This window comes from Ruegeria sp. AD9 (assembly GCF_056542305.1).
The window spans coordinates 59546-71553 of the sequence record NZ_JBQFZP010000004.1 but is presented as its reverse complement, the minus strand read 5'-3'; the positions used below and the strand labels follow the sequence as shown (position 1 = coordinate 71553).

Genomic DNA, 12008 nt, shown 5'->3' with positions numbered 1-12008 from the left:
ATCATGCATAAGAAATTCATCGCTTTGATCATTGCAACCGCAGTTGCGATTACCGGTGTTTCAGCTTCTCAGGCGAAGGCGGCCGACGCAAAGGACATTCTAGGGGGGCTTGCGGCCATCGCAATTATAGGTGCCGGTGTTCATTACTATAACAAGGAAAAGAAAAAGGACCGGGCGACGCGTCAACAGACCTATACCCATACACCATATGTGGCGCAGCAAGTGCGCCCGTTACCGCCGCATGTGGCGCGGTACGACCTGCCCCAGCGCTGCCTGCGCACCTATGATGGGTATTCGCAGGATCATCCGCTGCTTGGGCCGAAATGTCTCGAGAAGCATTACAAACATGCCAATAGCCTGCCGCAAGAGTGCAAGGTCGGTTTCTGGAATGGCAAAAAGGTCAGGCAGGCCTATGAACCTGCATGCCTGCGCCAGAAGGGATACCGCGTCGTTTATCAGTAGTTTGGGTTGAGCAGGAACGGTGCCAAAGAAGTGCCGTGAGAGAGAGGGTGGTGTGGACCGTCCTCTCTTTTCTTCTTGCGGTGCTACGCGAAACGCGGTTTTCCAAGGGAATGACAATGCCAAACTTCGAACTTGAGCAGGCGCTGCTGGACATGGGCCACATCCGTATCGCCGGTGTGGATGAGGTCGGGCGCGGCCCATTGGCCGGGCCGGTTGTGGCTGCCGCCGTGATTCTGAACCCGAAGCACTTTCCTGACGGCCTGAATGACTCGAAAAAGCTGACCGCAAAACGCCGGGCTGCGCTGGACGCTGAGATTCGAAACACTGCTGAGTTCGCGGTAGCCGATGCTGCTGTCGCCGAAATTGATGAAGTCAATATTCTGAGGGCGTCGCACTTGGCGATGATGCGCGCGGTGGAGGCGTTGACCCCGGCACCTGATTTTCTGCTGATTGATGGCAACCTGATACCGCAGGGTCTGAGAATTCCGTCACAGGCCGTTGTTAAGGGCGATGCACGATCGGTGTCGATCGCGGCTGCTTCGATCCTGGCGAAAAACTGGCGCGATCAGGTGATGGTGGATTTAGCGCAACAGCATCCGGGTTATGGGTGGGAAACCAACGCGGGCTATCCGTCAAAACAACACAAGGAAGCGTTGCGAAATCTTGGCGTGACCCCACACCATAGGCGTTCGTTCAAACCGGTGCACAATATCTTGTATCAAGAGTAAATCGTAAGTAGCTGATTCAAAAAAGAATTTGACGGCGAATCGACTTTGACTCATCCTTGTCTCAACCAAATGAGCGCAAAAGCGCCGTGGACACTTGAGGCAGTGATATGACAACAACCACCAAAAAGGGCGCAAAAGCGCTCCCTTTAAACACGATTCTCTCCGGGGACTGCATCGATGTGATGAACAGTCTACCCGAGGCGTCCGTGGATCTGATTTTTGCGGACCCGCCGTATAACCTGCAATTGAAAGGTCAGTTGCATCGTCCGGATAATTCGCAGGTCGATGCGGTGGATGATCATTGGGATCAGTTCGCAAGCTTCGGGGCGTATGACCAGTTTACGCGCGAATGGCTGAAGGCGGCACATCGTCTGCTGAAACCCAATGGTGCGATCTGGGTGATCGGGTCTTATCACAACATTTTCCGCGTGGGGTCAGCGCTGCAGGATGCCGGATACTGGATCCTGAATGATGTTGTGTGGCGTAAGTCGAACCCGATGCCGAATTTTCGCGGCAAGCGGTTCACCAATGCGCATGAAACGATGATCTGGGCGTCCAAGCGCGAAGGCGCGAAATACACCTTCAACTATGAGGCGCTGAAAGCTCTGAACGAAGGTGTGCAGATGCGCAGCGACTGGGTACTGCCGATCTGCACCGGGCATGAGCGCCTGAAGGACGAAAACGGCGACAAGGCGCATCCGACGCAAAAACCGGAATCGCTGTTGCACCGCGTGCTGGTCGGCTCGACCAACCCCGGCGATGTGGTGCTGGACCCGTTCTTTGGTACCGGAACCACCGGGGCCGTCGCCAAGATGTTGGGGCGCGAGTTCATTGGTATCGAGCGAGAGGAAAGCTATCGCAAGGTGGCTGAAAAACGCATCGCCAAGGTCCGCAAGTTTGATCGCGAAGCTCTGGAAGTCAGCGCCAGCAAACGTGCCGAGCCACGCGTGCCATTCGGTCAACTGGTCGAACGCGGAATGTTGCGCCCGGGTGAAGAGCTCTATTCCATGAACCAACGTCACAAGGCGAAGGTGCGTGCGGACGGAACGCTGGTGGGTGACAATGTCAAAGGGTCAATCCATCAGGTCGGCGCGCATCTGGAAAACGCACCGTCCTGCAACGGCTGGACATACTGGTGCTTCAAACGGGACGGCAAGACCGTACCGATTGACATCCTGCGGCAACAGATCCGCGCAGAAATGCACAATTGAATTCACGAACACCGCCGGTGCCTGTGGCCTGACACATGGCACTATGCCTTGCCCCGCCGATCAATCGGCGGGGTCTTTTGTTTTGCCTTCAACAGTGATTGCATAAGGCTGCCAAGCCTCTGCAAGAAAGACCACGGCCATGACCGAGACGACCGCACAGCCCCGCCGAAGCCTGTTTTTCACCCAGCCCGATGCGTTTGATCTGGACAACAAATATACCGAGGCTGCGTTGGAACGGCACAAGCGCGAGGGTCTGGAACTGGCTGTGCGTGCGCGATGGGTGGCGATGGCGCTGACTGCGGTGCTGCTCATTTTTCTGAACCCGCAATGGGAGGTGCTTTGGTATCACTTCATTCTGCTGCTGATCTGCGGCAACGGGTGGTTGATCCGCCGTGCAGGTCGTGTCGGGCAATCGCGGGGCGAGTTGTTTTTGATTTTCGTCGACCTGCTGATCATGACGCTCGGGATGATCGTGCCCAATCCCTTCAGCGATGATGTCAGGCCATTGGCCATGCAATACCGGTTCGACAACTTTCAGTACTTCTTCGTCATTCTGGCCGCAGGCACGTTGGCTTATTCCTGGCGGACCGTGATCGCCATCGGAACCTGGACGGCGATTATGTGGACGATCGGTTGGATCGTTGCGTCGTGGGTCGCAACGCCTATTCCGGGGATCAGCGAAAAAGTTGCAGCCGCCCTGCAAGGCTACCCAGATGTTGCCGAGCTTCTGGATCCGAACAGTTTCATGGCGCCTCAGCGCATCCAGCAGGTGACCGTGTTCATGATGGTGGCCGTGACTTTGGGCCTTTCGATGCAGCGGCTGAACCGGCTATTGATGAGCAACGCAGGGCTGGAACGGGAACGGGCCAACTTGTCACGCTATTTCTCGCCCAACGTGGTAGAGGAGCTGAGTCAGAATGACGAGCCGCTGAAACGGGTCCGAAAAGAGAATGTGGCCGTTCTGTTCATCGACATCGTCGGGTTTACAAAATACGCGGCCGGGCGTGACCCCTATGATGTGATCGAAGTGCTGCGAGGCTTTCACGCCCGCATGGAGACCGAGGTTTTTCGCCACCACGGAACCCTAGACAAGTATCTGGGGGATGGTCTGATGGCGACCTTTGGCACCCCGGTGCCCACGCCGCTGGATGCAAGCAACGCGCTGGGATGCGCACGCGCGATGGTCAGCGTGATTGCTCGATGGAATCTGGAACGCCGCCGGGCGGGAGAGCTTGAAATCCGCGTCGGGATTGGGGTGCATTATGGCTCGGTCGTATTGGGCGACATTGGTGCGAACCGGCTTGAATTTGCAGTCATCGGGAATGCCGTCAACGTCGCAGCCAAGCTCGAGGCGCTGACGCGTGATTTACAGGCGCGTATCGTGGTCAGTGATGCCGTGCGCGTGCGGATTGCAGAGGAAAACCAGTCTGCGTCGGTCGCCATGACTGGTTTTGCAGAGCTTACCGATCAATCCGTGCGCGGCGTGGAAACACCGATGGATATCTGGGTGATGAAAGGCTGAGGACCGTATACCCCACCAGAACAGCACCCTAAGCGCTGAGCCTGATGGGCAGGGCTGCGCATCGGTTACGCATCAGGTACCGGGTTCAGGGCCTTGTTATAGGCGTGCCAATCGGTGATCTCGGGGTAGTACTGGCGTCGCCATTCCCGGACCCGCGGGTTCATGACCCGCCGCCACAGCGGTGGGATCATCGCAGCCACAGTCATGACGGGATAGCCATAGGGCAGTTGCGGTGCCTTTTCGGGCGTGTGGTGTTGAAGCAGCGGAAACCGGCGGTTTGGTTTGTAGTGGTGATCCGAATGGCGTTGCAGATTGATCAGCAACCAGTTTGAAGCCTTCTGTGATGCGTTCCAGGAATGCCTGGGCAGGACGTGTTCATACCGCCCGTCCCCCAGATGTTTCCGGGTCAGGCCGTAATGTTCCACGTAGTTGACCAATTCCAGCTGCCAGATCGCGACACCGGCCTGCAACAGAAAAAGGGCCAGACCTGACCAGCCTCCGATCAGCGACGCCAGTGCCAGCATCCCCAATTGCAACGCCCAGTAACGCCAGAACGGGTTGGAGCGGTCGGTCCAGGGTCGGTCCTTGCGGGCCAGTTTTCCGCGTTCGGCGTTGAAGGCCGAGACCAGACTTTGCCGCAACACCCTAGGGTAAAAGCGGTGAAACCCTTCGTTGTATCGCGCCGTCACCGGATCGCGTGGCGTTCCTACATAACGGTGATGGACCAGCAGATGCTCGGACCGAAAATGAGAATAAAGCACCATGGCAAGAAGGATATCGCCCAGCCAGCGTTCCCAACGGCTTTTCTGATGCATCAGCTCGTGGCTGTAATTGATACCGACCGTACCCGAGATAACACCCATGCCAAAGAACAGGCCGATTTTCTCAGGCGTCGAAAGCTGGCTGCCGTGGCTCGCGTACCAGATCAGGCCAAACAAGGTAAGGAACTGAAGGGGTGCCCAAAGCTTGGTCAGCAGGATGTACCGTTGCAGATCGCCGTCCGGCGTCTCGGGGTCCGCATTTTCCACGTTGAGCCCGGTGATCCGGTCCAGCACGGCAAAGACCCACCAGGTCGAGATCGGGATCAGCAAAACCCACCATCCGCCCGCGAAAGCAGTGAACCAGATCAGCGGGATCAACAGCAGAGACACCCAGAAGGGTGATGCTGATTGCCAGCGTGCCAACGAGACTGTTGCGGTCATCTCTGGTGCTCCTGCTAGATGGGAACAGCCTAGCCGCGAGGCCAAGGAATGCACAGCGGTCTTATTGTCCTTTCCACAGATCATAGGCTTTGCGCATCACTGTGGGCAGGTCGCTGGGTTGGAAGCTGTGCTTTCCCACTGCGATCAAGTGTTCGGGAACATCCTGACCGGTGGTTTCTGCGGCCCAGATTCTTAAAATCAGATGAAAATGCGTAAAGGTGTGGCGCACCTCGCCCGGCACCATTTTCCAATCTGCCGCAAGCGGGGGGTGCTCGACCGGATCGTCTGCCCACTCCGATCCGGGCCAGCCCAGCATTCCGCCCAGCAGACCTTTGTCCGGTCGGCGCTCCAGCAGCATGGCCCCATCTGACATGCGCACAATATAAACGTGACCGCGACGGGTGGGTTTGGGCTTTTTCGGTGTTTTTCGGGGAAGATCAGCCTGTGTTCCCGCGATCCGCGCTTTGCATGGTTCGCGCAGCGGGCAAATGCCACATGCCGGGGATTTCGGCGTGCATATCGTGGCCCCCAAATCCATGACCGCCTGCGCGTAATCACCGGGCCGAGTAGAAGGTGTCAGCGCTGAGGCTTTTTCCTTCAGCAGGGGTTTCGAGCCGGGCAGCGGCGCGTGGATGTCGTAAAATCGGGCCATGACGCGTTCGACATTGCCATCCAGAACCGTTTCAGGCTGATCGAAGGCGATGGCCGAGATTGCCGCAGCGGTATAAGGGCCGATGCCGGGTAGCGTCAGCAGCGCATCATATTTATCGGGGAACTGACTATTGTGATCCCGTGTCACAGCGCGGGCGCATTTCAAGAGGTTGCGCGCACGCGCGTAATAGCCAAGACCGGCCCATTCCCCCATGACCTGATCATCCGGCGCGGCGGCCAGCGCCTGAACCGTAGGCCAACGTGTCACGAAGCGCAGAAAGTAATCCCGCACCGCTGCTACAGTCGTCTGTTGCAACATCACTTCGGACAACCAGATCCGATAGGGGTCAGGGCGTACCCCGGCGGCGCGCTCTGCCGGTCCTGTGCGCCATGGCATGGCGCGAGCGTTGTGGTCATACCACTCCAGAAGCGCAGCGCTGGCGGTGAATTCAAAGGAATCACGCAAGTTTTATTCGTCTCCCTGTCAGGTTTCGCTGGCACCCGGTGTTCTGCCTATTACAATAGCGGCGCAGGAGTTGGAAACCAGATGCAACGCAGACGTTCGTCAACCCGCGGGTTCAAGCGCACCGCGTCTTTGCTGAATGACCAGATCAGGCGCGCCGGGGAAAGCCGGGGCTTTGCTGTCTCACGTCTGTTGACCCATTGGGCCGAGATCGTGGGTCAGGATACCGCCGCCATCGCGCGCCCAGTCAGTGTCGGCTATGGCAAAGGCGGTTTCGGCGCGACCCTGACCGTTCTGACCACAGGCCCGCAGGCCCCGATGCTGGAAATGCAGAAGGAACAGCTGCGTGGTAAAGTGAACGCGGTCTACGGCTATAATGCCATCAGCCGTGTCCGGATCACCCAGACCGCTCCGACCGGATTTGCCGAGGGGCAGGCCAGTTTCGACCATAGACCGAAGCAAGCAAAACCCGAGATTGCACCTGAAATTGCTGCCGAGGCAGACAAAGTGTCACGCAGTGTAAATGATGAAGATTTGCGCGCGGCCCTTGAACGTCTTGGGCGCAACGTTTTATCCAAACAGAAACGCTGAGAAAGGGCTGAGAATGAGCCGTATTGCAACCGTAATCTGTGCGGCCGTCGCCGTGGCCGCTGGCGGCTATTGGGTGTCGCTGACAAATTCCAACACAAGTTTTCCGCTGGTCAGTGCCGCCGAGGCGCAAGAGGCGGACCTGGATACATCCACAATCATTGACATGGTTCAGGGGGCCGAAGGGGCGCCTGTCGAAATCATCGAATACGCATCCTACACCTGCCCGCATTGCGCGAATTTCCACAAGAGCGCGTATAAACAGCTCAAGAAGGATTTCATTGACACCGGCAAGGTCAAGTTCACCTATCGTGAGGTCTATTTTGATCGCTACGGTCTGTGGGCGTCGATGGTGGCCCGCTGTGCCGGCCCCGAGAAATTCTTTGGCATCACTGATCTGATTTACGAAGGTCAGGCAGAATGGACGCGCGCAGGTGGCCCGGCCGAGATCGTCGATGAACTGCGCAAGATTGGTCGTCTGGCAGGTATTGATGGCGACCAGCTTGAGGCCTGTTTGCAGGATGGCACCAAGGCGCGGACATTGGCCGCGTGGTATCAGGAAAACGCCGAACGCGATGGAATTCAGGCAACCCCGTCCTTCATCGTGAACGGCAAGAAAGTTGACAATCAGTCCTACGCGGACTTCAAAAAGCTGATCGAAGCAGAGCTCGGCAGCTGACCCGAACCCGGCTGGCGCCACCGGGGGCCAGCCTGAGTTACCTTGGTGAAGGGACGGTTTTCAAAAGCATGTCCCTGACCACGTCGGCGTCTGAAATCTGAAGCCGAACCGGCAAAGTGATCACCTTGCTTCGGAAAGCGGGCGGCATGCGAACGGCGTCTTTTTCGGTGGTGACCATCTGAGCGCCCAGCAAACGCGCCTCGTTTTCCAGCCGGGTCATCAGGGCCTGTGTCAACGGTTGGTGATCGTCCAACGCCTCGGCCCGGACCAGATCCACACCCAACCGACGCAGGGTTTGGAAGAACTTTTCGGGATAGCCGATTCCTGCAAACGCCAACGCACGCGTTTCTGACCAATCCATACCGGTTTGCAGGGGTTCGACTGCCCCGGTGACATGAGGAACGGTCAACCGGTCTTTCCAGTTGTTGGCAAACACCTTTTGTGCCGCCTCTTCACCCAAGGACAGCACAAGGTCGGCCCGTTGCAGGCCGGTATCGACCGGCTCTCGCAGTGGACCGGCTGGCAGGCATAATCCGTTTCCAAATCCGCGCTGGGCGTCCACAACGATAATCGAGAAATCCTTGGCGACCGAAGGGTTCTGAAAACCATCATCCAGAACGATCACCGTTGCCCCCGCCGCGGCCGCTGCACGCGCACCCGCCGCCCGATCCTTGGCAACCCAGACCTCGGCAAACATCGCCAGCAACAGCGGCTCGTCCCCCACCTCGGCGGCGGTGTGCCTGCCCGGATCGACCTGCACCGGGCCTTCCAGTGACCCGCCATGTCCTCGTGTCACGACATGGGGCTTGTGCCAGGCATTACCCAGTTGTTCGAGGGTCCAGATGACGGTGGGCGTTTTCCCGGTTCCACCTGCATTCAGATTGCCGATGCAGATCACGGGCACACCGGGATTTTCCCCCGATTTCGAGGCAATCCTGCGGGCTGTCGCTGCGGCATATAAGCGGCCCAGCGGGGCCAGCAGCCGTGCCCTCAGATCCGGCTGGTCCGGAGGAGTGTTCCAGAACTCAGGTGCCCGCATGATCTGCGCTCCTCTCGTCCAGAATATCCTGCACCAATTCGATGAGAGTGTCTGCCTGCGGCGCACCTTCGGTGATTATCTGCCATCCTGCCAAAGCCATGTCAGCGGCGCGGTCCGGTGCCAGAAGCTGTACGACGGCATCGCCCAACTCGGTTGCTGACTTGACCTCCTTGGCTGCGCCTGCCTGTTGCAGGTGGGCGTAAAGCTCGTGATGGCGATGCACGAATGGTCCAGAAATTATGGCAGACCCCAGCGCGATTGCGTCGGACGGGTCCTGACCGCCTGCACCGCGTTCCAGTGAACTGGCCATGAACGTCACTGCCGACACACGGTGCCACAACCCCAGATTTTCTGGGTCCGCAGTCAGAACGACCTGCGTGCTGTCTTCGATCAAGTCGCCATCGTCCCAGTTAACACAGCGTAGATCCATCGCCTCCAGCCTCCGTTTTAGGGGGGCAGCTTCGTGAACGTCGGCGACGTGAAGTACAAGAACCAGCCGGTGCAAAAGGCGCAATGCCTGACGATGTGCTGTCAGAACCGAAATGAACTCTTTGTCCTGCACCCAGGCAGCCAACCAAACAGGTCGCCCTGCAAGCGTGTGGTTGGTTTCGATCAGCTCGTCTTCTGGCCAAGGTCTTGGATTTGGGCTGATGCGCAAAGGCGGCGATTCTTCGACTGTTGAAAACGGGATGCCAAGTCTCCGGATGTGACGGGCGGTTTCAGAATTTGCAGTCAGTATCTTGCGAAAGCAGCTAAAGGTCACTCTGGTTATGTCTGGCAGCCAGCGCGCGTTCCGGGACAGTGCAACGGTAAACTGGGCGTCAAACAACACAAGGGGTACAGCCTGTTCATCGGCTCGGGTTATGATGTTGGGCATCAAATCACCGCCGACCCAAATCCCGATACCTGGGCGCCAGTATTCGATAAAGTCACGCGCGGCCCCGCTCTGTTCCTGAGGCAGGTTGATCAGGGGAAAGCTGCATTCCGGCCAGGCAGACAGATCCGCGTCCGGCGGAGCGGTCAGTAGAAAATGCAGCTTGGATCGGGACTGAAGCAACCGGCGACAAAAATCACTCACCGCCCGCAGGCGGTCTGGCGTGGCGACGTGCATCCACACGACCTCGCCTTCGGGGCGTGGCAGGTCGGTTTTTACACCAACGCCGTTCCGCATTCTCCAGGACAGCACCCGATAAGCGGCAAGGCTTAATGAGCGCGGTTTGCTCATGCGCCGATTCCGGGCCCGATCGGGTCCAGCTGAGCAGACAGTTGCGCATGGATTGCGGTGCTGGCGGCGATTACGCCATTCAGCCTGGGGTGGGCATTGTTGAAGATCAGAGGATGACCCAAACGGTCTGAACTGACGCCGCCTGCCTCTCGGATGATCAGATCGCCAGCGGCAATATCCCATTCCCAGCTTGGGCGAAGGGTCAGCATGGCATCGAACCGCCCCTGCGCGACCAGCGCCATGCGATAGGCAAGCGAGGGACGGTACGCGCGGTGGAAGGCTGGAACATTCTGATTGCGCCAGTGCTGTGCGTCCAGATTTGGTTTGGCGGCCAGAACCTGCGACTGCAATAACTCAGACGTTTTCGACGTCGTGATCTTTTGCCCGTTGAGAGTTGCGCCCTGACCTTGCGCGGCAGCATAAAGCAAGTCGCGCATCGGCAGATAGATTACGGCGGAAGTCACAATGCCATCCACTGCAACAGCCAGCGAATGCGCCCAGGTGCGCGCGCCTTCGGTAAAGCTGCGGGTGCCGTCAATCGGATCGACGATAAAGGCATTGCTGCGGTCCAGCCGCTCGGGCGAATCCTCGGATTCCTCGCTGAGCCAGCCATAGCCCGGTCGCGCAGCGCACAGCTTTTCTTCCAGCATCGCGTTGACGGCCAGATCGGCCTCGGTCACCGGACCGGCGCCACCGGGTTTGTCCCAACGCTGTGCCTGCGTCCCGGAATAGCGTGTAGCGATCTTGCCGGCCTCAATCGCGGCCTCAATCAGAAGGGGCAGATCAGTTGCCGGCAAGTGTCATTCCTTCGATCAACAGCGACGGGACCACGCGCGACAAATATGGGCGGGCGTCATTGGCGGGAATGATCCGCCGCAGCATATCACGCAGATTGCCTGCGATTGTGCATTCGTTGACAGGATGCGTGATCACACCGTTTTCGACCCAAAAACCTGATGCACCACGGGAATAGTCGCCCGTATTGGGGTTGATCGTCGATCCGATCATGGACGTGACCAGCAAACCGGTGCCCATATCGCGCAACAGATCGTCGCGACTGCGGGTTCCCTGCGTAAGGCTCAGGTTCCAGTTGCTGGGTGAGGGTGGGCCGGACACACCGCGCGCAGCGTTGCCTGTTGAGTCCATTCCCAGCTTGCGGCCACTCGACAGATCCAGTGTCCAGCCCGTCAGGACACCGTTTTCCACGATCACCCGGCGCTGCGTGGGCAGACCTTCGGCATCAAATGGGCGCGAGCCAGAGATACGCGGGCGGTACGGATCTTCGATCAGTGACAGATGCGCGGGCAGCACGTCTTGCCCCAGGCAATCCTTCAGCCAAGACGCGCCGCGCGCAATCGCGGCCCCATTGCTGGCGGCCAGAAGATGCCCGATCAGCGAAGACGAGATACGTTCATCAAACAACACCGGGAAACTGCCGGTCGCCGGTTTGCGCGCGCCAACCTGTTGCACAGCGCGTTCCCCTGCTTTGCGCCCAATCTCAGCCGCGTCGCGCAAGTCGGATTGAAACGTCCGGCTGTCACCGTCATAGTCGCGCTCCATCCCGGTGCCTTCACCAGAGATCGCAACGCATGAGATGGATCGGCTGCTGCGCTCATACCCACCGGAAAACCCGTTTGTAGCCGCCAGATGCACCCGGTGCGTTCCATAGCTTGCAGCCGCATCCGACACCTGCGTGACGCCTTTTACCGCCAGTGCTGCGGCCTCGGCGGCCAGCGCATCCTGCATCAAGCTTTCTGCGGACGGGGCCGGGGCGGTGTCCAGCAATTCCAGTGACTGAATATCCCAGTCACAGGCCAGTTGGCTTTTGTCCGCCAGCCCGGAATAGGGATCTTCGGGCGCTTCTTTTGCCATGGCCACGGCGCGTTCGGCCATCGCCGCAAGGGTTTCCGGGCGCCTGTCAGAGCTGGACACAATGGCTGACCGCTTGCCCAGAAACACACGCAAGCCCAGATCAGCGCCTTCCGAGCGTTCCGCATGTTCCAGTGCGCCGCCCCGCACTTCGACTGAGACCGAGGACCCTTCGAGAACGATGGCATCTGCCGCTTCTGCGCCTGCCCGGCGAGCAACATCGAGCAATTGTTGGCTGATTTCTTCTGGTGTGCGGGTCATGAGGTCTCCGGGTTGATTGCCAAGGACCTAGCCTTGCACCGCCCGCCCCGCAAGACCTGTGACCGGATTGTGCTGTGTGGATCGGGATAAATCCATGCCGCTACCGGG

The 12008-nt window shown here is 58.7% G+C and carries 12 protein-coding genes; 6 read left to right on the top strand and 6 right to left on the bottom strand.

All coding sequences use genetic code 11. The features are described from left to right. Positions 1–3: 3 nt before the first annotated feature. The 4 genes from ACR0AM_RS07555 to ACR0AM_RS07540 all read left to right on the top strand — a co-directional run bounded on the left by ACR0AM_RS07555 (position 4) and on the right by ACR0AM_RS07540 (position 3923). On the top strand, positions 4–462 hold the full coding sequence (locus ACR0AM_RS07555; RefSeq protein WP_480493896.1) for a hypothetical protein: 459 nt from the start codon (positions 4–6) through the stop codon (positions 460–462). Between the two features lie 110 nt (positions 463–572). Then, complete coding sequence (locus ACR0AM_RS07550) at positions 573–1190, top strand: ribonuclease HII (protein WP_480622552.1); 618 nt, start codon at positions 573–575, stop codon at positions 1188–1190. Positions 1191–1297: 107 nt separating this feature from the next. Continuing rightward, a complete protein-coding gene (locus ACR0AM_RS07545; protein WP_209505001.1) occupies positions 1298–2401 on the top strand; it encodes a site-specific DNA-methyltransferase in 1104 nt (367 codons plus the stop codon). A gap of 139 nt (positions 2402–2540) precedes the next feature. Then, the gene (locus ACR0AM_RS07540; protein ID WP_480622551.1) at positions 2541–3923 is read left to right on the top strand and encodes an adenylate/guanylate cyclase domain-containing protein; all 1383 of its coding nucleotides are present in this window, start codon (positions 2541–2543) and stop codon (positions 3921–3923) included. A gap of 65 nt (positions 3924–3988) precedes the next feature. On the opposite strand, the gene ACR0AM_RS07535 is transcribed toward ACR0AM_RS07540, so the two are convergent. Together ACR0AM_RS07535 and mutY are read right to left on the bottom strand one after the other, a co-directional pair. Continuing rightward, complete coding sequence (locus ACR0AM_RS07535; RefSeq protein WP_480493894.1) at positions 3989–5125, bottom strand: alkane 1-monooxygenase; 1137 nt, start codon at positions 5123–5125, stop codon at positions 3989–3991. 61 nt (positions 5126–5186) lie between these two features. Then, positions 5187–6242 (bottom strand): A/G-specific adenine glycosylase, encoded by a 1056-nt coding sequence (mutY, locus tag ACR0AM_RS07530; protein WP_480493893.1) that lies wholly within the window; start codon positions 6240–6242, stop codon positions 5187–5189. A gap of 81 nt (positions 6243–6323) precedes the next feature. Here mutY and ACR0AM_RS07525 point away from each other — a divergent pair, with 81 nt between their 5' ends. Both ACR0AM_RS07525 and ACR0AM_RS07520 read left to right on the top strand, forming a co-directional pair. Continuing rightward, positions 6324–6830 (top strand): DUF721 domain-containing protein, encoded by a 507-nt coding sequence (locus ACR0AM_RS07525; RefSeq protein WP_209504997.1) that lies wholly within the window; start codon positions 6324–6326, stop codon positions 6828–6830. 13 nt (positions 6831–6843) lie between these two features. Further along, complete coding sequence (locus tag ACR0AM_RS07520) at positions 6844–7506, top strand: DsbA family protein (protein WP_480474161.1); 663 nt, start codon at positions 6844–6846, stop codon at positions 7504–7506. A 37-nt stretch (positions 7507–7543) separates the two neighbouring features. Here ACR0AM_RS07520 and lpxK read toward each other — a convergent pair whose 3' ends face one another. Genes lpxK through ACR0AM_RS07500 form a run of 4 tightly spaced genes read right to left on the bottom strand, consistent with a single transcriptional unit; the run spans position 7544 to position 11900 of the window. After that, positions 7544–8545: a tetraacyldisaccharide 4'-kinase gene (gene lpxK / locus ACR0AM_RS07515; protein WP_480622550.1), complete on the bottom strand. Its 1002-nt coding sequence runs from the start codon at positions 8543–8545 to the stop codon at positions 7544–7546. Next, complete coding sequence (locus tag ACR0AM_RS07510) at positions 8532–9770, bottom strand: 3-deoxy-D-manno-octulosonic acid transferase (protein WP_480517867.1); 1239 nt, start codon at positions 9768–9770, stop codon at positions 8532–8534. Before ACR0AM_RS07510 ends, lpxK begins: the two co-directional genes overlap by 14 nt. Then, positions 9767–10567: an inositol monophosphatase family protein gene (locus tag ACR0AM_RS07505; RefSeq protein ID WP_480622549.1), complete on the bottom strand. Its 801-nt coding sequence runs from the start codon at positions 10565–10567 to the stop codon at positions 9767–9769. Before ACR0AM_RS07505 ends, ACR0AM_RS07510 begins: the two co-directional genes overlap by 4 nt. After that, entirely contained in the window at positions 10554–11900 is a 1347-nt protein-coding gene (locus tag ACR0AM_RS07500) for a TldD/PmbA family protein (RefSeq protein ID WP_480622548.1), read from the bottom strand. The genes ACR0AM_RS07505 and ACR0AM_RS07500 overlap by 14 nt, the downstream gene beginning before the upstream one ends. Positions 11901–12008: the final 108 nt, after the last annotated feature.

Coding starts and splice junctions, on each gene's coding strand:
- ACR0AM_RS07510 (WP_480517867.1), bottom strand. CDS start 9,770: ATGAGCAAACCGCGCTCATTAAGCCTTGCCGCTTATCGGGTGCTGTCC.
- ACR0AM_RS07520 (WP_480474161.1), top strand. CDS start 6,844: ATGAGCCGTATTGCAACCGTAATCTGTGCGGCCGTCGCCGTGGCCGCT.
- ACR0AM_RS07500 (WP_480622548.1), bottom strand. CDS start 11,900: ATGACCCGCACACCAGAAGAAATCAGCCAACAATTGCTCGATGTTGCT.
- ACR0AM_RS07540 (WP_480622551.1), top strand. CDS start 2,541: ATGACCGAGACGACCGCACAGCCCCGCCGAAGCCTGTTTTTCACCCAG.
- ACR0AM_RS07525 (WP_209504997.1), top strand. CDS start 6,324: ATGCAACGCAGACGTTCGTCAACCCGCGGGTTCAAGCGCACCGCGTCT.
- ACR0AM_RS07550 (WP_480622552.1), top strand. CDS start 573: ATGACAATGCCAAACTTCGAACTTGAGCAGGCGCTGCTGGACATGGGC.
- ACR0AM_RS07535 (WP_480493894.1), bottom strand. CDS start 5,125: ATGACCGCAACAGTCTCGTTGGCACGCTGGCAATCAGCATCACCCTTC.
- ACR0AM_RS07545 (WP_209505001.1), top strand. CDS start 1,298: ATGACAACAACCACCAAAAAGGGCGCAAAAGCGCTCCCTTTAAACACG.
- ACR0AM_RS07555 (WP_480493896.1), top strand. CDS start 4: ATGCATAAGAAATTCATCGCTTTGATCATTGCAACCGCAGTTGCGATT.
- lpxK (WP_480622550.1), bottom strand. CDS start 8,545: ATGCGGGCACCTGAGTTCTGGAACACTCCTCCGGACCAGCCGGATCTG.